The organism is Streptomyces sp. NRRL S-340, assembly GCF_000720185.1.
Classification (GTDB): Bacteria; Actinomycetota; Actinomycetes; order Streptomycetales; family Streptomycetaceae; genus Streptomyces.
In genome coordinates this window covers 24236-44813 of record NZ_JOIY01000016.1, presented here as the reverse complement: position 1 = coordinate 44813, position 20578 = coordinate 24236, and the positions used below count along the sequence as shown (strand labels likewise).

19 protein-coding genes are annotated in these 20578 nt (G+C 73.2%); 3 read left to right on the top strand and 16 right to left on the bottom strand.

Annotation, left to right across the window (positions count from 1 at the left end; translation table 11 throughout):
• Nucleotides 1-20: 20 nt before the first annotated feature.
• Together IG64_RS15045 and IG64_RS15040 are read right to left on the bottom strand one after the other, a co-directional pair.
• Nucleotides 21-1640, bottom strand: a complete 1620-nt coding sequence (locus IG64_RS15045) for a nucleobase:cation symporter-2 family protein (RefSeq protein ID WP_063758801.1) — start codon at nt 1638-1640, stop codon at nt 21-23.
• 218 nt (nt 1641-1858) lie between these two features.
• A complete protein-coding gene (locus tag IG64_RS15040; RefSeq protein ID WP_037856025.1) occupies nt 1859-2827 on the bottom strand; it encodes a DUF3152 domain-containing protein in 969 nt (322 codons plus the stop codon).
• Between the two features lie 174 nt (nt 2828-3001).
• Between IG64_RS15040 and IG64_RS15035 the strand changes: the two genes are divergently transcribed.
• The 3 genes from IG64_RS15035 to IG64_RS15025 are packed head-to-tail and all read left to right on the top strand — an operon-like array spanning nt 3002 to nt 5768.
• Nucleotides 3002-3691: a response regulator transcription factor gene (locus IG64_RS15035; protein WP_037856022.1), complete on the top strand. Its 690-nt coding sequence runs from the start codon at nt 3002-3004 to the stop codon at nt 3689-3691.
• The gene (locus IG64_RS15030; RefSeq protein WP_037856020.1) at nt 3688-5196 is read left to right on the top strand and encodes a sensor histidine kinase; all 1509 of its coding nucleotides are present in this window, start codon (nt 3688-3690) and stop codon (nt 5194-5196) included. The genes IG64_RS15035 and IG64_RS15030 overlap by 4 nt, the downstream gene beginning before the upstream one ends.
• The gene (locus tag IG64_RS15025) at nt 5193-5768 is read left to right on the top strand and encodes a GerMN domain-containing protein (RefSeq protein WP_051812934.1); all 576 of its coding nucleotides are present in this window, start codon (nt 5193-5195) and stop codon (nt 5766-5768) included. Before IG64_RS15030 ends, IG64_RS15025 begins: the two co-directional genes overlap by 4 nt.
• A 122-nt stretch (nt 5769-5890) precedes the next feature.
• Here IG64_RS15025 and IG64_RS15020 read toward each other — a convergent pair whose 3' ends face one another.
• From IG64_RS15020 to IG64_RS14955, 14 genes are all read right to left on the bottom strand, one after another.
• On the bottom strand, nt 5891-7210 hold the full coding sequence (locus IG64_RS15020) for a lytic transglycosylase domain-containing protein (protein WP_037856017.1): 1320 nt from the start codon (nt 7208-7210) through the stop codon (nt 5891-5893).
• 64 nt (nt 7211-7274) lie between these two features.
• The gene (locus IG64_RS15015) at nt 7275-8213 is read right to left on the bottom strand and encodes a hypothetical protein (protein WP_037856015.1); all 939 of its coding nucleotides are present in this window, start codon (nt 8211-8213) and stop codon (nt 7275-7277) included.
• A 50-nt stretch (nt 8214-8263) separates the two neighbouring features.
• The gene (locus IG64_RS15010; protein ID WP_037856014.1) at nt 8264-8809 is read right to left on the bottom strand and encodes a nuclear transport factor 2 family protein; all 546 of its coding nucleotides are present in this window, start codon (nt 8807-8809) and stop codon (nt 8264-8266) included.
• 26 nt (nt 8810-8835) lie between these two features.
• Nucleotides 8836-9807 (bottom strand): hypothetical protein, encoded by a 972-nt coding sequence (locus tag IG64_RS43080; protein WP_324609575.1) that lies wholly within the window; start codon nt 9805-9807, stop codon nt 8836-8838.
• The gene (locus tag IG64_RS15000; protein WP_037856012.1) at nt 9804-10322 is read right to left on the bottom strand and encodes a hypothetical protein; all 519 of its coding nucleotides are present in this window, start codon (nt 10320-10322) and stop codon (nt 9804-9806) included. The genes IG64_RS43080 and IG64_RS15000 overlap by 4 nt, the downstream gene beginning before the upstream one ends.
• A complete protein-coding gene (locus IG64_RS14995) occupies nt 10319-11629 on the bottom strand; it encodes an MCE family protein (protein WP_037856011.1) in 1311 nt (436 codons plus the stop codon). The genes IG64_RS15000 and IG64_RS14995 overlap by 4 nt, the downstream gene beginning before the upstream one ends.
• The gene (locus IG64_RS14990; RefSeq protein WP_078884012.1) at nt 11626-12888 is read right to left on the bottom strand and encodes an MCE family protein; all 1263 of its coding nucleotides are present in this window, start codon (nt 12886-12888) and stop codon (nt 11626-11628) included. Before IG64_RS14990 ends, IG64_RS14995 begins: the two co-directional genes overlap by 4 nt.
• Nucleotides 12885-13916 (bottom strand): MCE family protein, encoded by a 1032-nt coding sequence (locus IG64_RS14985; protein ID WP_037856009.1) that lies wholly within the window; start codon nt 13914-13916, stop codon nt 12885-12887. The genes IG64_RS14990 and IG64_RS14985 overlap by 4 nt, the downstream gene beginning before the upstream one ends.
• Nucleotides 13916-15013: an MCE family protein gene (locus tag IG64_RS14980; protein ID WP_037856141.1), complete on the bottom strand. Its 1098-nt coding sequence runs from the start codon at nt 15011-15013 to the stop codon at nt 13916-13918. The genes IG64_RS14985 and IG64_RS14980 overlap by 1 nt, the downstream gene beginning before the upstream one ends.
• Nucleotides 15010-16068 carry an MCE family protein gene (locus IG64_RS14975; RefSeq protein WP_037856007.1) on the bottom strand — a complete coding sequence of 353 codons (1059 nt, stop codon included), beginning with the start codon at nt 16066-16068 and terminating at the stop codon, nt 15010-15012. The genes IG64_RS14980 and IG64_RS14975 overlap by 4 nt, the downstream gene beginning before the upstream one ends.
• Nucleotides 16065-17318 carry an MCE family protein gene (locus IG64_RS14970; protein WP_037856005.1) on the bottom strand — a complete coding sequence of 418 codons (1254 nt, stop codon included), beginning with the start codon at nt 17316-17318 and terminating at the stop codon, nt 16065-16067. The genes IG64_RS14975 and IG64_RS14970 overlap by 4 nt, the downstream gene beginning before the upstream one ends.
• A 1-nt stretch (nt 17319) precedes the next feature.
• The gene (locus IG64_RS14965; RefSeq protein WP_037856002.1) at nt 17320-18126 is read right to left on the bottom strand and encodes an MlaE family ABC transporter permease; all 807 of its coding nucleotides are present in this window, start codon (nt 18124-18126) and stop codon (nt 17320-17322) included.
• Between the two features lie 4 nt (nt 18127-18130).
• On the bottom strand, nt 18131-18895 hold the full coding sequence (locus tag IG64_RS14960; protein WP_037856000.1) for an MlaE family ABC transporter permease: 765 nt from the start codon (nt 18893-18895) through the stop codon (nt 18131-18133).
• The gene (locus IG64_RS14955) at nt 18892-19890 is read right to left on the bottom strand and encodes an ABC transporter ATP-binding protein (protein WP_037855997.1); all 999 of its coding nucleotides are present in this window, start codon (nt 19888-19890) and stop codon (nt 18892-18894) included. Before IG64_RS14955 ends, IG64_RS14960 begins: the two co-directional genes overlap by 4 nt.
• Nucleotides 19891-20578 lie beyond the last annotated feature (688 nt).

The following is a 20578-nucleotide window of genomic DNA, read 5'->3' as shown; positions in this document are numbered from 1 at the left end:
GGCCGGCCAGGTCCGAACACTCACACGCCGTGCGGGCTCCTGCGGTCCAGGCGGTCCGGGTCCGCTGTCTCCCCACCGTCCGCCCCGTCCGCACGGTCCGCGCCGCCCGCGCCCTGCGTACCGTCCCCGCCGTTCCTTCCGTCCGTGCGGTGCACGCCGGCCGTTCCGTCCGTGCGGGTCTCGTGCGCGGGGTGGGACTGCCCGGCCGCGCCGGTGGCGGTCTCGCCGGGCGGGATGACGCCCTTCGGTGGGGCCGCGGCGAACACCGAGGCGTCCTCGCGGTTCCACCGGGTCTCGTTGAACAGCAGGTTGAGGAGGACGGCGACCACGCTGGCCGCGCTGATGCCGGAGGACATGATCAGCGCGAACCAGTGCGGGAACTCGTCCCAGAAGTGCGGCGCGGCGACCGGGATCAGACCGAATCCGACGGCGGTGGCGACGATGACGAGGTTGAGGTTGTTGTCGAACCGCACGGTGGACAGGGTCCGCACGCCGCTGGCCGCGACGGACCCGAAGAGCACCAGTCCGGCACCGCCGAGCACCGGCAGCGGCACGGCGGCCACGATGCGCCCGAGGACCGGGAACAGACCGAGCACGACCATGATCCCGCCGCCCGCGGCGACGGCGTAACGGCTCTTGATCCTCGTCAGGGCGACGAGTCCGACGTTCTGGGCGAAGGCCGTGCAGGCGAAGCCGCCGAAGAGCGGGGAGACGCTGGTGGAGATCATGTCGGCGCGCAGGCCGTCGCCGATCCTGCGGGCGTCGACCTCGGTGCCGACGATCTCGCCGACGGCGATGATGTCGGCGGTGGTCTCGGTGAGGACGACGACCACGACGACGACCATGGAGATGACGGCGGCGGCGTCGAACTGCGGCGCTCCGAAGGCGAGGGGCTCGGGGAGGGCGAACGTCGCTCCCTTGGTCACTCCGGAGAAGTCGGTCTTGCCGAGTACGGCGGCGAGCACCGTGCCCAGGACGATGCCGAGGAGGATCGACAGGCGCGAGACGGCGGGCTTACCGACCCGGGACAGCACGAGGATGATCAGCAGCGTGGCGCCGGCCAGGCCGATGTCCGCCATGCTGCCGCCCTTGGCGGACCCCTCCCCTCCGCCGGAGGCCCAGCCGAAGGCGACCGGGAGCAGGGTGAGCCCGATGACGGCGATCACCGTGCCGGTCACCACGGGCGGGAAGAACCGTACGACCCGGCCGAAGAACATGCTCACCACGAGGCCGACCAGGCCCGCGGCGATGGTCGCGCCGAAGACGGCGGGCAGGCCGTGGCTGCGGGTCGCGATGGCCGTCATGGTGGACACGGCGGCGAACGTGGCGCCCTGCACGAGCGGGAGCTGGGCGCCGACCATCGGCACGCCGAGCGTCTGCAGCAGGGTGGCGAGGCCGCTGACGAAGATGGTGGCCGTCACCAGCAGGCCCAGTTCGGTGCCGCTGAGTCCGGCGGCCCCGCCCACGATGAGCGGTGGGGCGATGATGCCGCCGTACATGGTGAGGATGTGCTGGAAGCCGTAGGCGACGAGCTGGCGGGCGGGGAGCCGTTCGTCCTCCGGGCGGGGAGCTGTCTCCGCGGCCGGTGTCTCCGCGCCCGGGGATGCTGCGGCGGAGGAAGTTGATCTTGACTTGAACACAACCCCAACCTTCCGTATGGTGGAATCAACATTTCGTTGAGGGGTGGGGGCGACGTTAGCTACGTCACAGAAGCACGTCAACAGTTCCTACGATGCACTCACATCCGTCCGGAAGAGTTCGTGGATACCCACAAAGTGATCGCGCAACGGGTCCGCGCGGAGGACGGCGAGGGGGCCGCTTTCGGTCACTCCTCCTGCAAGACGGTCAGGGGTGGCGGTCAGGGCACGGCCGGGCCGCCGAGGTAGTTCCCGCGGGAGTCGTAGGGCCAGGCGTTGGCGACGCATCCGCGGAGCCCGTCGATCTGCTGCATCATCGCGGGAGCGGGCCGCCCGCGACCGGGGCACGTCTCGTGGCCGTGGCCGATGCGGTGGCCGACCTCGTGGTTGATGATCAGGGCGCGGTAGTCGTGGAGGGACCCGGGGAACTGGGGTGAACCCTGGTTCCAGCGTTTGAGGTTGACGACGACCTGGCTGCCGACGTCGCAGTTGACCTCGCCGCGCGTGTGCAGTCCGGCCGCGCCGCAGATGCGGTCCACGGTGGCGGGCGTGGCGATCTTCACCACGAAGTCGACGGCGCCCCGGGAGACGAGCTGGAAGGCGTCGTGCCCGTCGGCGGTCCAGCCCCGCCGGTCGGCGAGGACGCCCTCGATCTCGCGGGCCGCCTCGTCGGGCGTGACGCCCGTCCCCTCCTCGACCTGGACCTCGTAGCGCCGCACCGTCCCGTGCCCGGCCACCTCCCCGGACGCCCGTGCGGTGTGGAAGATGCCGGTGCCGGTCCCGCCGCCGCCCTTCCCCGCGTCCGGCTCGCCGCCCCCGTCCCCCTTCTTCCCGGGGTCACGCCTCACGTCCTTCCCCGCCGCCGTCCCGGACGCCTCCGGCTCCGGCGTCGTCCCGCCCCCGGCGTGCCGGACGGAGTCCGCCGCCTGCGTCGGGCTCTGTCCCGCGCTCCGGCCGGCCGCGGCGGACGGGCCGCCGCCCTTGCCGTCGCCGCCCCCCGCCCCCGCGAGCAGGGCCGCGGCGCCGAGCGAGCCGGCCGCCGCCAGGGCGCAGAGGACGACGAGGGGGCGACGGCTGCGGGCACGGCGCCGGGAGGCGCGGCGGGCGGCGCCGGTACGGCGGGAGGCGCGGCGGCTCGGCCTGCCGTCCGCGCCGGTCCCGGCGTCCTGGCGGGGTGTGGTTCCTGACATGGCACCCAGGCTGGTGACCGTATGTGATGCCCTGTGGACCGAAAGGTCACAGAACTGTAACGGAGATCGTCCGGGGGTTTGAGCGCGGCGCCCATATGATCCTTCCGTAACAGTTCCCCGCGCGGGGCGGCCCTCGCGGCCGTCGCCGTTCGCGGCCCGCACATACTGAGCGACATGCCCCGGATCCTGCTCATCGAAGACGACGCCGCCGTGCGCCAGGGAGTCCAGCTCGCCCTGCGCCACCAGGGGCACGACGTCTGCGCCGCCGCCACCGGCGAGGAGGGCCTGGACCGGCTCGGCCCCTTCCGCCCGGACGTGGTCGTCCTGGACCTCATGCTGCCCGGCCTGCCCGGGCTCGACGTGTGCCGGCGGATCAGGGCGCGCGAGCAGGTCGGGATCATCATGATGACCGCCAAGGGCGACAGCGTCGACATGATCGTCGGCCTGGAGGCGGGAGCCGACGACTACGTCGTCAAACCCGTGCAGGCCAGGGTGCTCGACGCCCGGATACGCGCCCTGCTGCGCAGGCTGGACGCCCCCTCCCCGGTCGCCGCCCGCCCCCGGGCCGAGACGCACGGGGACCTCGGCATCGACCGGGCCGGCCTGCGGGTCACCCACCGGGGGCAGCCGGTGGACCTCGCCCCGTCCGAACTGCGGCTGCTGCTCGCGCTGTCCGCCTCGCCCGGCCAGGTCCTCAGCCGCCAGCAGCTCCTGGAAGCGGTCTGGGAACACAGCTACCACGGGGACATACGCCTGGTGGACGCCTGCGTGAAGCGCCTGCGCGGCAAGCTCGGCGAACTGGGCGGCGCCCCCCGCTACGTCCACACCGTGCGCGGTTTCGGCTACTGCTTCCGCTCGCCGTGAGACTGCGCCCTCCCGCCCTGCGCGGCGGCCTGCGGCTCCGGCTCGTCGCGGGCTTCACCGTCGTCGCCGTCGTCAGCTGCCTGAGCACCGGCGTGCTCACCTTCCGCGAGGCGCGCACCGGCGTGCTCCAGCAGAGCCAGGACGCGGTGGTCCGGCAGTTCCGGGACAGCGTCGACGCGCGGGCGCCCGGTTACCCCGAGGTGCCCGACCGCTCCGACCTGAACCACATAGTCGCCGACCTCGCCTACACGCACCGCTCCCAGCAGTGGCGGTTCCTCGCCACCTACGGCGGGCTGAGCGCCGTCTACGGACCGCAGGACAGCTTCGACGTGCTCACCCCCGCGCTGCGGCGCTCCGTACGGACCCGGGCGGCCGCGGTCTTCCAGCGGGTCCACCACGACGGCCGGGCCTACCTCGTCGTCGGGCTGCCCGTCACCTACGCCACCTCGGCCGCCGTCACCTCCGCCCCCACCGGCCTGGTGCTCTACCTGGTGGTCCCGCAGGAGAGCGAACAGCTCTACGTCGAGGCCCTGATCACCGCCATCGAACGGGCCACCCTGCCCGCGCTCGGCCTGGCCGTCCTGATCGCGCTGCTCGTCGCCCGCGGCGTGCTGCGCCCCGTGCGGGCCCTGGGACGGGCCACCCGGCGGATGGCCGCCGGACACCTCGACACCCGGCTGGCCGTCAGCGGATCCGACGAACTGGCCGAACTCTCCCGGACGTTCAACGACACCGCCGCCGCGCTGGAGGAGTCGGTGGCCGAGCTGCGCCGCATGGAGGCGCGGGCCCGCCGCTTCGCCGCCGACGTCTCGCACGAACTGCGCACCCCGCTCGCCGCGATGACGGCGGTCACCGACGTCCTCGACGAGCAGTCCTCCCGCCTGGACCAGGTCACCGGCGAGGCGGTACGGCTCGTCAGCGAGGAGACCGCGCGGCTGGCCCGCCTGGTCGAGGACCTGATGGAGATCTCCCGGTTCGACGCGGGCGCCGCCGAACTCGGCGCCGACGAGATCGACCTGGCCGAGTCGGTCCGCCGCACCCTCGCCTCCCGCGGCTGGCTGGACCGGGTGCGCACGGAGCTGCCGGACAGCGGCACGCCGCGGGCCCTGGTCGATCCGCGCCGGGTGGACGTCGTGGTGGCCAACCTGGTCGGCAACGCGCTGCGGCACGGCGCGCCGCCGGTGACCCTGCGGCTGACCGCCGCCGGCGGATGGGCGGTCATCACCGTCACCGACCGGGGTCCCGGCATCCCGGAGGCCGACCTGCCGCACATCTTCGAACGCTTCTACAAGGCCAGCCGGGCCCGGACCCGCAGCGAGAGCAGCGGTCTCGGGCTCGCCATCACCGCGGAGAACGTACGCCTGCACGGCGGCCGGGTCCGGGCCGGCAACGCGCCCGGCGGCGGCGCGGTGTTCACCGTCGAACTGCCGCTGCGCCCCCGCCCCGGCACGGGCACCGCCCCCGCACGGGAAGGCGCGGAGCACGTACGAGAGGAGGAGGCATGAGACGTCCCCTGCGCACGGTGGCCCCGGCGGCCCTCACCGGCGCCCTGCTCACGCTGGCGGGCTGCGGCGTGCCCACGTCGGGCGTCATCGACGCCGGTGCCCCCGCGGTCGGTGTCGCCGCGCGGATCACGGTCTACTTCGTGGCCGACGGGGTCCTGCGTCCCGTCCCGCGGCGTGCACCCGACGACGCCGCCGACCTGGTCACCGCGGCGGTACGGCTGCTGCTGTCCGGGCCGGACAGCAGCGAGGCCCGGACGCTGACCACGTCCCTGCCTGCGGTTCCGGGGCCGGTCGCCGTGAGCGTCGGCCGAAACGTCGTCTCCGTCCGCTTCCCCGCCGGGGTGGGCCGGCTGGACAGCCTGGCGATGGAGCAGCTGACCTGCACCGCGGCGGACACGCTGCGCCTGTCCGCGGACCGCGAGGACCGCGCGGTCCCCTCGTACGCCGCCACGCCTCCGGCATCCGTCGCCGGGGGCGTGAGCACGCCGGCACCGCAGCCGCACATCAGCGTCCGCGCCGAGGGAGAGGGCTGGGCCACGGCCCGCTCGGACACCGTCTGCCCCGGCACCTGACGCGACGGCCGGACGGCCGCCTCACCGGGCCCGGCTGCTCGCGGCACCAGCCGGTGGTGCGGGTGGCCGTGGGCCGGGTCCGGGTGCCGTTCGTCCGCCCCGCCGGCCCGCCACCGCCGTCGTCACCCGCTCACGGCCTGTGCCGACGGGCACGACGGGCCGGCCGTCGGATCGCTGTCCGCCGGGTCCGGGGCCGCCGGCTGCCCCGTGGCGTCCGGGGAGGCGCCGGCCGAGGGCGGCGGGCAGGACGAGGGGGACGCCGAGCCGCCCGGGTCCGGGGCCGTGGGCCCGCTGGGCTGCGGTGCCGGTGACGTCGGCGACGGGTCCGCGGTGGAGGAGCCCGAGGGGTCCGGGGAGGGCGACCCGGGCTGTGACGGCCCCTGGCTCCCGGTGGGCGAGGGCGCCGGGGAGGACGCTCCGCTCGACGGGGCCGGACGGGGGCGGGAGGGGACGGGGGTGGCCGGTCCCGAGGGGCCGCCGGGGCCCGGGTCGACGACGATCCCGCCGCCTGTGCCGCTGCCCGCGTCCGGTCCGCCGCCCGAGTCGACGGGCTTCGTCGCCGGGGTGTCGCCGCCCGCGCCGGGCGACTTCGGGATGACGCCCTTCCCGTCGGGCACGCTGTGCACGCCCCGGCGGTAGAAGTCCAGCCAGTAGCGGACCAGGTCCAGGTAGGCGCGCGAGTCGTTGTAGCTGAGGACGGCCCGGTCCAGGTCCGCGGCCCGGCCCAGGTCCCGGTCCCCGGCGCACAGGTAGTGTCCGGCCGCCAGGGCCGCGTCGAAGACGTTGTTCGGGTCGGCGCGGCCGTCGCCGTTGCCGTCCGCGCCCCACCCGGCCCAGGTCGACGGCAGGAACTGCATCGGCCCCACCGCCCGGTCGTACACCTCGTCGCCGTCGTACACCCCGCCGTCGGTGTCCCGGACCAGCGCGAAGCCCCGGCCGTCGAGCGCCGGGCCGGTGATGCGGCCCAGCGTCGTGCCCTGCCGGTCGACCGCCCCGCCGCGCGCCTGGCCGGACTCCACCTTGCCGATCGCGGCGAGCAGTTGCCAGGGCAGCCGGCAGCCCGGGTCGGTACGGGCGACGGACCGCTCGGCCGCCCGGTAGGCACGCAGCACGGTGCCCGGGATCCCGGACTCGGCCTTCACTGCGGTTTCCTGACGTGGCGTCAGTGGCGTGCCGGTGGTGATCAGGGGCGGCAGTTCGGTGTGGTACGAGCCGTCACCGGGCGTCCCGGCGGCGGGCGTGTAGGGGACGGCACCGGCGGCCGGGGTGCGCTCCTCGTCGGCCGCCGGACGGCCGGGACCGTTCCCGGCCGCCCCGGGTGCGCCCGGCGCGCCGGGGGCCTGGGATGCGGTGAGGGCCGCCACCGCGGCCACGGCGATGGCGGTGGTCCGCAGGCCCTGGCGGGTACGGGCGCGCAGACGTCGTACGCGGCGTGCGGGCATGGCTGTCACTCCCTGTCGGTGGGCCGCGGTGGGCCCGGAAGGTCTTCGGCGGGGCGGGTGCTCCTCAGCGGCCGAACGTGTCGATGCCGGAGACGAGCCAGTGCCCGTCCCGCAGTACGACGTCGACGGCGAACATGGCGCCTGCGTACGTCCCCTGGTCCTGCGCCGCCTGCTTGCCCTGCGCTCCCCGGCCGCCCTCGGCGCCCCTGGTGCCGGCCTTGCTCCCGGCGGTGCTGACGCTGCTCTGGTCCGCGTAGACCAGGACCCGGGCCCGGTCGCCGTCGACGCGCTCCACCGCGCTGTCGGTGACCGTGGTGGTGATGACCGCCTTCTGCTGGTCGGCACGGGTGCGCACGCTGTCGAGCAGGGCCCGGTGCTGCGCCACGGCCTTGCCCGTGAGCAGGGTCTTCACGGCCTTGTCGTAGGCGGCGGGGTCGGCGTGGTCGTAGGAGAAGAGCGCGGCGACCGCCTTCTCCGTCTGCCGCTTGATCTCGCTCGTGCGGGCGGGGTCGGTCAGGGCGGTGTTGCGGACCGCCGCATCGTCCCGCAGGCTCTGGGCGCGCCCGTGCGCCCACCCGGCGAAGCCGCCGAGGACGAGGGTCAGCAGGCACAGCACGACCAGCGCAGGGGACCGGCGCGTGCGGGGACGGCGGCTCGTGGTGCCGGCGTCCGTGTCCGGTCCCGGGACCGGTTCCGGGCCCGCTTCCGTGTCCGTCTCCGTGACCGGATCCGGGTCCGGTGCCGCCCCGGGGGCGGCGTCCCGCGCCGCGTCCGCCGCCTGTTTCACCGGCGCCGCGCGTTCGGTCTTGCGGGGCGGGGAGACGGCGGAGGAGGCTCGGGCGGGGAGCACGGCGACACCGCTGCGGGGCCGTCCGCTCCCGGGTGCTCCCGGGTCGTCCGCCGCTGGGGCCGCCGTCCGCGACCGGACCTCCGGGGTCTGGGGCCGCGGTTCACGCGCCTGGCGGCGGCGCTGGCGGTTGATGTGGTGGCGGGTCGTGGGCATCGGGTGTCGTCCTCTCGTGCGCCCGGCCGCTGCCGCGGCTGCGGGCCGGGTCAGCCGGCTGACGTGCCGCCCACGGGGGCCTGGCCCAGGGCGCTCAGCTTCCATCCGCCGCCGGTGCGGGTGAGTTCGCCGAGCATGCGGCTGTCCTTGTCGGTGCTCTGGCCGCCGGGCGCCTTCACCGTCACCCGCAGCGCGACGAGCACCCGGGCCCGGCCGGCCCGGTCGTCGAGTTCGGAGACGGCACCGGAGAGCACCCGGGCCGTGGTGACGGTCTTCGCCGTCTTCACCTGTGCGGTGAACTCCTTGCGCCCCGCGACCAGTTGGTCGTGCAGGTCGCCGGTCGTCGAGGACTCCCACAGGTCGAGGCCGCGGTCGACGCTGCGGTGGTCGAGGGTGTTCAGGTTCTCGACGGCCTGCTCCCCGGCGGCGAGCGCCTGGTCCCGCTGGACCGCGTACGCCGCCGAGTCGTCGTGCGCGGCCCCGTACCAGTCCCAGCCCGCCCACGCCGCGAATCCGCCCGCGAGGAGGGTGAGAGCGAGGGCCGCCGCGTACAGTGCGCGCAGTCCGGCCGGCAGGGTGCGGACCGTGCGTTTCATGGGGTGCTCCCGTCTCGCGTGTGCCGTCAGCGGGTCTGGAGGTCGACGATCCGCCACTGGTCCCCCTCCCGTCGGGCGGTGACCGCCAGCTGGGCCGCCGCGGCCGACGCCTTGCCCTTGCCCCGGCGGGACACCTGGTCCAGGAAGACCAGCAACTCCGCTTCGTCGCCGTGGAGTTCCACGACCCCGACGCGTACGGCCTGGGTGCTCAGGGTCACCCGCTCCCTGGCGACGTCCGCCCGGATCCGGCCGACGAGTCCGGTGTACTGGCGGGCCGCCTTCCCGGTGAGCACGGACCGCGCGGAACGCTCGGTGGCGTCGAGGCCGTCCGGGGTGTACGAGAAGACGCGGGCGAGGTCGTTGCCCACGTCCCCGGCGACCCGGGTGGTGGCCTCGTCGTCGGTCAGGGCGGTGTTCCGGGCGGAGGGTGCGGAGCGCAGCTGGTGGGCGCCGTAGAAGAAGCCGCCGCCCGCGAGGAGGAGGACGAGCGCGCTCGCCGCGAGGGCGGCCCGGCGAAGCGTCCGGCGCCGGGACCGGCGTGCGGGTGCCCCGTCCGCGTCGGGCCCTTCGGCACCGGACGCGGTCTCCTGCTCGGCGCCGGACGCGTTTCCCTCCTCGGCGCCGAGCGCGTTCCCCTTCTGGACGCCAGGCGCGTCCCCCTCGGTGCCGGGAGCCTTCCCCTCCTCGGTGCCGGGCGCGTTTCCCTCGGTACCGGAGGCGTCCCCCTCCTCGGCGCCGGACGCGTTCTCCTCCTCGGCGCAAGGCGCGTTCTCCTCGGTACCGGAAGCCTTCCCCTCCTCGGCGCCGAGCGTTTCCTCCTCGGCGCCGAGCGCTTCCTTCTCCCCGGCGCCGGACACTTTCTCGTCCTCGGCGCCGAGCGCTTCGTCCTCCTCGGTGCCGGACGTTGCCTTCTCCTGCGGGGCGTCCCCCGCGCGCCCCTGCCCCGCCCGCTCCCCGTGTCCCCGCTCCTGGCGGTCCTTGCGCAGCAGCCGTGTCATCGGCCCTCGCCCTCCCCCGCCGTCCGTGCGAGCGGCACCGCGTCCAGCGCCTTGACCTTCCACTCGTCGTCACCGGTGCGCAGCAGGACCGCTTCCAGGCGCTTGCGGTCCGTGGTCGGCGTCCCCGACCCGGCCGGGGTGACGTCCACCCGGACCGTCGCGATGAGTTTCGCGGTGCCCGCCCGGGTGTCGAGCGCCGTGACCGCGGCGTCGGTGACGGTGCCGCGCGCCGAGGCGCCCGTCCTGGGCGCGGTGCGGCCCAGTTCGTCCTGGAGCGGGCCGGTCGAGGCGTCGCGCCAGGCCCGGATGCCCGCCTTCGCCCTCTGCGGCGAGGAGGCGTCGAGGGTGGTGAGGACGGCGAGGGCGCCGCGTCCGTCGGCGAGTGCCGCATCTCGCTGGCGGCCGTAGGCGAGCGAGTCGTCGCCGCGGGCCTGCGCGTACGTCCACGCGCCCGTGCCGCAGAAGGCGAGCGCCAGCGTCAGTCCGGCGCCGGCCAGGGCGCGGGCCCGCCTCACCGGTCACCTCCGCCGGCCGGGGCGAGCAGGCCCGCCAGGCCGGCCGGGGAACCGTCGCCGACGCCCGGCAGGGCGAGCGCGCCCGGCAGGGGTGCGGGGAGCGGGCCCGCCGCGCCCGTGCCCGCCGTGCCGTCGGCGGTGGTCCGCGCGCCGCTGCCGGAGGGCAGGGAGGCGGGCGCGGCCGGGTCGGGCACCGCGCCGCCGCCCGGGGCGTTCGCCGAGCCCCGTACGCCGATGCCGCTGGAGGCAGGGGCGGTGCACGAGGCGCCGGTGTTGAGTGCGGGAGCGGTGCCGAGATCGAGGCCGTTGCGGTAGCGGGTTGCGCCGTAACCGGCGGTGCAGGGCAGGGGTTTGAAGAAGGTGACGGCCATGCCGAGGTTCAGTTTTCCTCCGTCGACGGCGGTGGCTCCGGCGGCGACGGCCGCCGGGTACTTCACGAGCAGTTCCTCGATGCCGTGCTGCCGGGTGACGGCGACCTCGGAGGTGGTGAGCAGGTTGGCGAGGACCACGCCCAGGCTGGGGTCGAGGTCCCGCAGCACGCCGCTGATCTGGGTGGCGGCGTCGGGCGCGACGGTGAGCAGCCGGCGCAGGTCGGCGTCGGATCCCTTGAGGGTGCGGGCGAGTTCCCTGGCGCCGGTGGCGAAGTCCCGTACGGCGCGCCCTTCTTCGGCCTGGGTGCGCAGGACCGTCTCGCCGTCGTCGATGAGGCGGGTGGTGGCGGGCAGGTTGCGGTCGGCGGCCCGGACGAACTCGCTGCCGTTGTCCAGGAGGACCTGGAGGTCGTCGCCGTGGCCCTCGAAGGCCTTGCCGAACTCGTCGACGACGGTGCGCAGGTCGTCCAGCGGTACCGACTTGGTCAGGTCGTTCACGCTGGTGAGGACGTCGGTGACGGGGGCGGGGACCTGGGTGTCGGACTGTTCGATGCGGGCGCCGTCGGCGAGGTAGGGGCCGCCGTCGCCCTGGGGCCGCAGGTCGATGTACTGCTCGCCGACGGCGGACAGCCCGGCGACGACGGCCCGGGTGTCGGCGGGGATGCGCGGGGCGGACTTCTTGATGCGCAGTTCGGCGACGACGCCGTCCCCGGTGAGGTCGATCGGGCCGACCCGGCCCACCGAGACGCCGCGGTAGGTGACGTCGGAGTGGGTGAACAGCCCGCCCGTACGCGGGAGTTGCACGTCCACGGTGTAGTAGTCGGCGATGCCGACGTAGCGGCCCAGGTCGGCGTAGCGGATGCCGACGAAGCCGAGGACGAGGACGGCGATGACGAGGAAGGCGAGGTTCTTCAGGCGCACGGCGAGGGTGATCACTGCTGGCGGCCTCCGTCCTGGGCCGGGGTGGGGACGGACGGCAGGGGCAGCGGTGCCGTCGGGGAGCCCTGGGTGGCCGCCGCGGACCCGGCGGTGGCCTTCCCGCTCCCCGCGGCGGTCCCGGTCCGCGCGGCGGCCGGTGTCCGGCCGCTCGCGTCGCGGGCGCCGGCCGCCGCGGGGGCGGAAGGCGACGGTGAGGAGCCGGCCTGCGGCACCAGGGCCGGGATGATCTGCGTACCCGGCAGGGCGACCATGTTCAGGTACACGTTGAGGTAGTCGCCCTTGACGCCCCGCAGCACCTCGTCGGTGAACGGGTAGGTCAGCAGCACCTGGAGCGAGTCGGGCAGGTCGGCGCCCGCGTCCGCGAGGGTCTTCAGGGTGGGCGCGAGCGCCTTCAGGTCGGCGACCATGTCGTCCTTGCCGGCGTTGATGGTGGAGACGGCGACGCCGGACAGCGTGTCGAGGGAGCGCAGCATCGTCAGCAGGGCGCCGCGCTGCTCGTCCAGGGTCTTCAGGCCGGGTGAGAGGCCCGTGAGGACGGTCTGTACGTCGGTCCTGCGGTGGGCGAGGGTGGCGGCGAGCCGGTTGACGCTGTCGAGGGCGTCGGTGATGTCGCCGCGGTGCCGGTCGAGGTCGGTGACGAGCGTGTCGACGCGCCGGAGCATGGAGCGGACCTCGGGTTCGCGGCCGCCGATGGCGGTGTTCAGTTCCCTGGTGATGGTCTTGAGCTGGTTGACTCCGCCGCCGTTGAGGAGCAGGGACAGCGCGCCGAACACCTCCTCGACCTCGGTGTTGCGGCCGGTGCGGGTGATCGGGATCTCGCTGCCGTCGGTGAGGTGCCCGCTGCCGGTCTCCTTGGCGGGGGCGACGAGCTGGACGTACTTCTCGCCGAGCAGGCTGGACTGTTCCAGGCGGGCGCCGGCGTCGGCGGGCAGCCGCACATCGCCGTTGATCTTCATGGTGACGCGGGCCTTCCAGCCGTCGAGGCGGATGGCGGTGACCCGGCCGACGGCGACGTCGTCGACCTTGACCGCGGCCTGCGGGACGAGGCTGAGGACGTCGTCGAGTTCGGCGGTGACGGTGTAGGGGTGGGAGCCGAGGTCGGCGCCGCCGGGCAGCGGGAGGTCCTCGATGCCGTCGAAGCGGGGGGCGGTGACCGAGAACGCGCCGAGGGCCAGCGCGAACCCGAGGGCCAGGGCGATCAGTCCGGCCGCCCCGGCTCCGAGGGCCGCGCCGCCGGTGCGGATGGAGCGCTTCACCTCTCCCCCTTCCCCGGGGCGCCGTCCGTGGCCGCGGTGCCACCGGTGGCCGGCAACGGCAGCAGCGGACCGCCCATGCTGATCTCGTTGAGGTCGGCGCGGCCGTCGAGGGTGCGGTGGTCGGTGTCGTAGGCGTTCACGACGTTGCTCGCGGCCAGCGGTGCGACGTCCAGTGCCTCGGCGAGCGAGGCCCGCTGCCGTACCAGTGTCTGGGTGATGGGCACCAGCTTGTCGACGTTCTTCTTCAGTTCGCCCCGGTTGTCCTGGATGAACTGCTTGACCTGGCCGAGCGCCCTGCCGAGTTCGGCGAGCGCCCCGGCGAGGTCGTTCTTGTTGTCGGCGAAGAAACCGACGACGGTGTCGAGCCGTTCCTGGGCGGTGCGGACGTCGGCGTCCTTGTCCTTCAGCATGGTGGTGAAGGTCTGGAGCCTGCTGAGGGTGGCGAACAGGTCGTCGCTGGAGCCGTTGAGGGTCTTGGCGGCCTTGCCGAACTGCTCGATGCTGTCGCCGATGGCCCTGCCGTTGCCGTCGAGGTTGGCGGCGCCGGTCCTCAGCAGGTCGGACAGGGCGCCGGTGGAGTTGGCGCCGTCGGGCCCGAGTGCCTTGCCGAGGTCGGTGATCGAGGCGTAGAGCTGGTCGATCTCGACGGGGGTGCGGTTGCGGGAGGCGGGCAGCACGGCGCCGTCCGCGAGGGCGGGTCCGAACCGGTAGGCGGGGGTGAGCTGCACGAAGCGGTCGGCGACGACGCTCGGCGCGACGATCACGGCGCGTGCCCCCTCGGGGACCTGGACGCCGTCGTCGAGTGCGAGTTCCACCCGCACCTGGGTGCCCTGGGGCCGTACGGACTTCACCTCTCCGGCCCGTACGCCGAGGATGCGCAGGTCGGAGCCGGCGTAGATGCCGACCGCGCGGTCGAAGTAGGCGGTCAGCCGGGTTCCGCCGGAGTCCAGGACGCGGGCGACGGCGAGTCCCGCGGCGACGACGACCAGGGCGACGGCCGCGGCGAGGAGTTTCCTGCGTGTGCTCATCACTCTCCGCTCCCCTGGGCCGGCGCGGCCTGCTTCGGCGGCATGCATCCGGTCCTGGGCTGGGACCCGGCGGGCAGGTAGTCGCGGGGGACGACCCCGCACAGGTAGCTGTCGAACCAGCGCCCGTTGCCCAGGGTGTTGCCGACGAGGCGGTAGTACGGGCCGACCAGGGCCAGGGTCTTGTCGAGCTGGGTGTTGTTCTTCGCGAGGACGTCGGTGACGCGGCCGAGTGCCTTGAGGGTGGGGCCGAGTTGCCGGTCGTTGTCCTGGACCAGGCCGCTGAGCTGGGTGGCGAGCGCCCTGCTGCCGGTGAGCAGGGCGCGGATGGCGTCGCGGCGGTCCTTGAGTTCGCCGAGCAGGGAGCCGCCGTCCTCGATGAGCGTCTCGAAGCTGGACTTCTTGTTCTTCAGGGTCTGGGTGAAGCGGGCGCTGCCCTGGAGGAGTTCGGAGAGTTCCGCGTCGCGCTTGGAGACGGACTTCGACAGGGCGGACAGGCCGGTGGCGGCGTTGCGGACGGCGGGCGGCGAGTCCTTGAAGGTCTGCGAGATGGTCTCGAAGCTCTTGGCGAGCTGCTGGGTGTCGATCTGGTCGACGGTGGAGCTGAGGTCCTGGAAGGCCTGGGTGACGTCGTACGGAGAGGTGGTGCGGGTCAGCGGGATCCGGCTGCCGGGGTCCTGGCGGGCGGTGCCGAGCGGGTCGAGTGCCAGGTACTTGTCGCCGAGGAGGGTCTTGATGGCGATGGCGGCGGTGGTGCGGTCGCCGATCCAGGCGCCCTTGGTCTCGAAGCTGACCTTCACCCTGCCGCGGTCCAGGGAGACTCCGGTGACCTTGCCGACCTTGACGCCGGCGATGCGGACCTCGTCGCCCTTGTCGAGTCCGGCGGCCTCGCTGAAGTCGGCGCTGTAGGTGGTGCCGCCGCCGGTCAGCGGGAGCCGGTCGGCGTTGTAGGCGAAGACGGTGAGCAGCGCCAGCAGGAGCAGGCCGACGAGGGCGACGGCGATCGGGTTGCGTTCCTTGACGGGCTTGAGGCGGGGACGGCGGCCGCGGCGGGGCGGCACGGCCCGCTCGTCGGGGCGGGGGCGCTGCAGCAGGGTCATGTGCCGCACCTCTGTTCCGTGACGGCGATGCCGGTCGGCGGTCTGGAGCCGTCGGAGGTGCTGACTCCGCTCACGCGCGCCTCGCACAGGTAGAGGTTGAACCAGGATCCGTAGGAGGACAGCCGGGCCAGGGCGGTCATCTTGGCGGGGCTCTTGGCCAGGAAGTCCTCGATCCGGCCGGTGGCGTCGCCGAGGTTGCCGGAGAGCCGGCCCAGTTCGCCGATGTCCTGCTTGAGGGGGGCGCGGCCGTCCTGGAGGAGACCCGCGGTGACGGTGGTCAGGTCGCCCATGGCGGCCACCGCCCGGCCCAGCGGTCTGCGGTCGTCGTTGAAGCCGCTGACGAGCTTGCGGAGCGTGTCGACGAGGTCGTCGAAGCCGGCCTCGCGTTCGTTGAGGGTGGTCAGGACGGTGTTGAGGTTCTTCACGACCGCGCCGATGACCTGGTCCTTTGCGGCGACGGTGGTGCTGAGCGAGCCGATGTGCCGGATCAGGCTGTCCACGGTGCCGCCCTCGCCCTGCAGGACCTGCACGATCGATCCGGCCAGTTCGTTGACGTCCTTCGGGGAGAGCCCCTCGAACAGCGGCTTGAAGCCGTTGAAGAGCAGGGTCAGGTCGAGGGCGGGCGCGGTGTGGTCGAGCGGGATGGTGTCGCCGGAGGCGAGGGTGCCGCCGACGTCCCCGCTGCCCCGGTCCAGGGCGATGTAGCGCTGGCCGACCATGTTGAGGTACTTCACGGCGGCGGTCGTGGAGCGGGGCAGGGTGCGGTCGTCGCGGACGCTGAAGGTGACCTGGGCGGTGCGGTGGTTCACGACGCGTACGTCGGTGACCTCGCCGACCTTCACCCCCGAGACGCGCACGCTGTCGCCGTCGACGAGGCCGGTGACGTCGGTGAACAGGGCCTTGTAGGAACGGGTGCCGTCGCCGACGCCCCGGTTGGCGACGCTCAGTCCGAGGACGGTGGTGGCCAGCGCGGTGACGATCACGAACACGAGGGACTTCAGGACGGGCCCGGTCAGGGGGCGGCGGCGGGTGTGCGCGCCGCGCGGGGTGGTCACTTGAGCGTCACCTCCGTGCCGCGCAGGGCGGGTCCGGCCAGCAGGCTGCTCCAGTCCGGCAGGTCGCCGGGCTGCTTGCCGGCGGCCGGGGCCAGGAGTTCGTTGACGAGGGCGTTCTCCTGCGGGGAGTTGGCGGGCCCGAGGTCCTGGCCGGCCGTGGCCCCGACCTGTGCGGCGGGCTGTGCGGGGACGCCGAGGTAGGGCACCGGGTAGCAGTGCGGGCCGCCGGAGGCGTCGTAGGAGGGGGTGTCCCGGCCGGGGACGTAGGCGCCGCGCGAGGGCACGGTGGTGACGTCGACGTGGAGTCCGGGCCGGTCGGTGCCCTTGCCGAGGGCCTTGTCCATCCGGGGCACGAACTCGGCGAGGGTGCGCAGCGTGCACGGGAAGGACGAGGAGTACTCGGACAGCAGCCGCAGGGTGGGTTTCGAGGTGGCGCCGAGCCGGATGATGTTGTCCTTGTTCTGCCGCAGGAACGAGGTCAGGTCCTCGGCGGTGCGGGTGGTCGCGCCGAGCGTGCCGGCCAGCTCGCCGTCCTTCTCGGCCAGGGTGCCGGTGGTGGTGGTGAAGTCGGTGAGCGCCGTGACGATGTCGGGGGCGGCGTCGGCGTAGACCTGGCTGACCTTCACGAGTTCTTTCAGGTCGCGGTTGAGGGCGGGCAGTTCGGGGTTGAACCTGCGCAGGTGGGCGTCGAGTTCGGTGAGGGTGTCGCCGAGTTTCGCGCCGCGTCCCTCCAGGGCCCGGGAGACGGCGGAGAGGGTGGCGGAGAGTTTCTGCGGCTGCACGGCGGTGAGCATGGGCAGCACGTTGTCGAGCACCTGCTGGAGTTCGACGGCGTTCGCGGAGCGGTCCTGCGGGATCCGCGCCCCGGCGGCCAGCGGGGTGCCGGAGGGGTGCGGCGGCGGGACGAGGGCGACGAAGCGGGCCCCGAAGAGGGTGGTGGGCAGCATCTGCGCGCGCACGTCGGAGGGGATGCGGGCCAGCGCCCCGGGCCGCAGGGCGAGGGTGAGCCGGGCGCCGTGGTCGATGGCCTGGATGGAACGGACCTCGCCGACGACGACGCCGCGCAGTTTCACCTCGGCACCCAGGTGCATCTCGTTGCCGACGCTGCCGGTCTCCACGACCACCGGGTCGGAGTCGGTGAACTGCTTGTCGTAGACGGCGACGGAGAGCCAGACCAGCAGGGCGGGCACCACCAGGAACACCACGCCGGCCAGTCGGCGGCGCACCACTTCGCCTCGGTGTCCGCTCATCTCACCCCGCCACCTTCACGGTCGTGGTGGCGCCCCACAGGGCGAGGGAGAGGAAGAAGTCGGTGAGGCCGATCAGCACGATGGCGTTGCGCACCGAACGGCCCACGGCGACGCCGACCCCGGCCGGGCCGCCGGTGGCCCGGTAGCCGTAGTAGCAGTGGGCGACGATCACCATGACGCTGAAGATGAGCACCTTCAGGACGGACAGCAGCACGTCCGTGGGCGACAGGAACAGGCCGAAGTAGTGGTCGTAGGTGCCGCGGGACTGGCCCTTGAACAGGACGGTCACGTAGCGGGAGGCCAGGTAGGAGGAGAGCAGCCCGATCGCGTAGAGCGGGATGATGGCGACGACGCCGGCGATGATGCGGGTGGTGACGAGGTAGGGCAGGGAGCGGATGCCCATGCCTTCGAGGGCGTCGACCTCCTCGTTGATGCGCATGGCGCCGAGCTGGGCGGTGAAGCCGGCGCCGACGGTCGCGGACAGGGCGAGTCCGGCGACCAGCGGGGCGATCTCGCGGGTGTTGAAGTAGGCGGAGACGAACCCGGTGAACGCGGCGGTGCCGATCTGGTCCAGGGCCGCGTACCCCTGGAGTCCTACGACGGTGCCGGTGAACAGGGTCATCGCGATCATCACGCCGATGGTGCCGCCGATGACACCGAGGCCGCCGGTGCCGAACACGACCTCCGCGAGCAGCCGCTGCACCTCCTTGAGGTAGCGGCGCAGGGTGCGCGGGACCCAGAGCAGGGAGCGCAGGTAGAACAGGAGCTGGTCGCCGGAGCGGTCGAGCCAGACGAGCGGGGAGGCCACGGCCTCAGCCTCCCTTCGGCGGGACGATCTGGAGGTAGACGCCCGTCATCACCATGTTGACGAAGAAGAGCAGGAGGAAGGTGATGACGACGGACTGGTTGACCGCGTCGCCCACGCCCTTGGGGCCGCCGCGCGGGTTGAGTCCGCGGTAGGCGGCGACGATGCCCGCGATGAACCCGAAGACGAGCGCCTTGAGTTCGCTGACGTACAGGTCGGGGAGCTGGGCGAGGGAGGAGAAGCTGGACAGGTAGGCGCCGGGGGTGCCGTCCTGGAGGTAGACGTTGAAGAAGTACCCGCCGAGGATGCCGACCACGGAGACCAGTCCGTTGAGCAGGACGGCCACGCCCATGGCGGCCAGGACGCGCGGGACGACCAGGCGCTGCACCGGGGAGACGCCCATGACCTCCATGGCGTCCAGTTCCTCGCGGATGGTGCGCGAGCCGAGGTCGGCGCAGATCGCGGAGCCGCCGGCGCCGGAGATGAGCAGGGCGACGATGAGCGGGCTGGCCTGCTGGACGACGGCGAGGACGCTGGCCCCGCCGGTGAAGGACTGGGCGCCGAGCTGCTGGGTGAGCGAGCCGACCTGGAGGGCGATCACGGCGCCGAAGGGGATGGAGACGAGCGCGGCGGGCAGGATGGTCACGCTGGCCAGGAACCAGAACTGCTCGACGAACTCGCGGAACTGGAAGGGCCGTCTGAAGACGGCCCGGCCGACCTCCGCGGCGAGCGCGAAGAGCCGGCCGGTCTGCCGCAGCGCTCCGGTGATCACTGGCCGCTCCCGTGCGTGGGCAGCGTCAGCGTGGGTGTGCCGGAGGGGGCGTGGGCGCGCTCGACGGCCGTGCGGGCGGCGGGCGGCAGCCGGTCGAGCATGCCCATGACCCGCTCGCGGCGCCGTTCCACGGCACGGCGCGGCGGGAGGCCCGGTGACGGCTCCAGTTGCGGCACGATCTCACGGGGCCCGGACGGCAGGGGTACGGCCTCGGCGGCGAGGGTGGCGGCGTCCTTCTCCTCGGACATGCCGATGGGTCCCTCGCGCCGGGCGGCGAGGAACTGGGCGACGACCGGTTCGTCGCTGGTGAGCAGCACCTCGCGGGGCCCGAAGGTGACCAGTTCGCGGCGGAAGAGCATGCCGATGTTGTCGGGGACCGTGGCAGCGATGTCGAGGTTGTGGGTGACGATCAGCATCGTCGCGTCGATCTGCGCGTTCAGGTCGATCAGCAGCTGGGAGATGTAGGCGGTGCGGACCGGGTCGAGCCCGGAGTCCGGTTCGTCGCACAGGATGATCTGCGGGTCGAGCACCAGGGCGCGGGCCAGGCCGGCCCGTTTGCGCATGCCGCCGCTGATCTCGCCGGGCAGCTTTCCCTCGGCGCCCAGCAGGCCGACGACCTCGATCCGCTCCATGACGATGCGGCGGATCTCGGACTCCTTCTTGCGGGTGTGCTCGCGCAGCGGGAAGGCGATGTTGTCGAAGAGCGACATGGAGCCGAAGAGGGCGCCGTCCTGGAACATGAGGCCGAAGAGTTTCCGGGTCTCGTAGATGTCGCGTTCCGGTCCGTTCACCATGTCCACCCCGTTGATGAGGACACGGCCGCGCTCCGGTTTGAGGAGCCCGATGAGCGACTTGAGGAACACGGTCTTGCCGGTCCCGGACGGGCCGAGCATCACGCTGACTTCACCGGCCGGAAGGGTGAGGGTCACATCCTGCCAGATGCTCTGCCTGCCGAAGGACTTGGTCAGGCCCTCGACCACCACTTCGATTCCCATATCACCTCCGACAAGGGTGGGTCAGGTGTGCACCGAGGAGCGCACGTTAAGTCGGTGCACGGCTCACTGACAATAGGCAGGTACCGGGTTCCTGGCGGGCATTCCGTCTTTGTCACCGGACAGACAAAAAACGGTCCGGTACTTGTCTCCGGGAGACAGGACAGGGCCGCGCGCCTCCGGGGGGAGTGGATCCGCGGGCCCTGCCTGCGGACGACCGGCCCTGAAGGAGGGCAAAGGCCGGAAATCGCCCGTCGTGTCTCCGGCCGGCGGGGGGCCGCCGACCTGGAGATCAGCGCCGTACCCGGCACGTTACGGCCGGGTAACCTCGCCGGGCAAGAGCAGGTCCGCAGTTTTTGACGACATTCTCTTCGGCCATTCACGGCCTGTCAGACGGGCCACAAAAAAGAGTCGCCTCTTTATCACCGGGCTGCGTGTCGGGCGCCCCGGAAAGCGGCCGGGGCGACGCATTCCGGACTTCTCGCACGCGACACCGGAAAAAACCGGGGCGCGCACCCCTTAGCAGCGGATGACTAAGCGGGTGTGCCGACTGCTCACCCGGCCGACAGATGCTTGCCCTTTTCAAAGAATCATGGTCGGCGGCATTGTTCGGCCAAGTTTCCCGCAAGTAACGTCGGTGCTCGCGATCGAGGATTCCGATCCCCTGGACCGCACGGCTCCCGCTCCATCC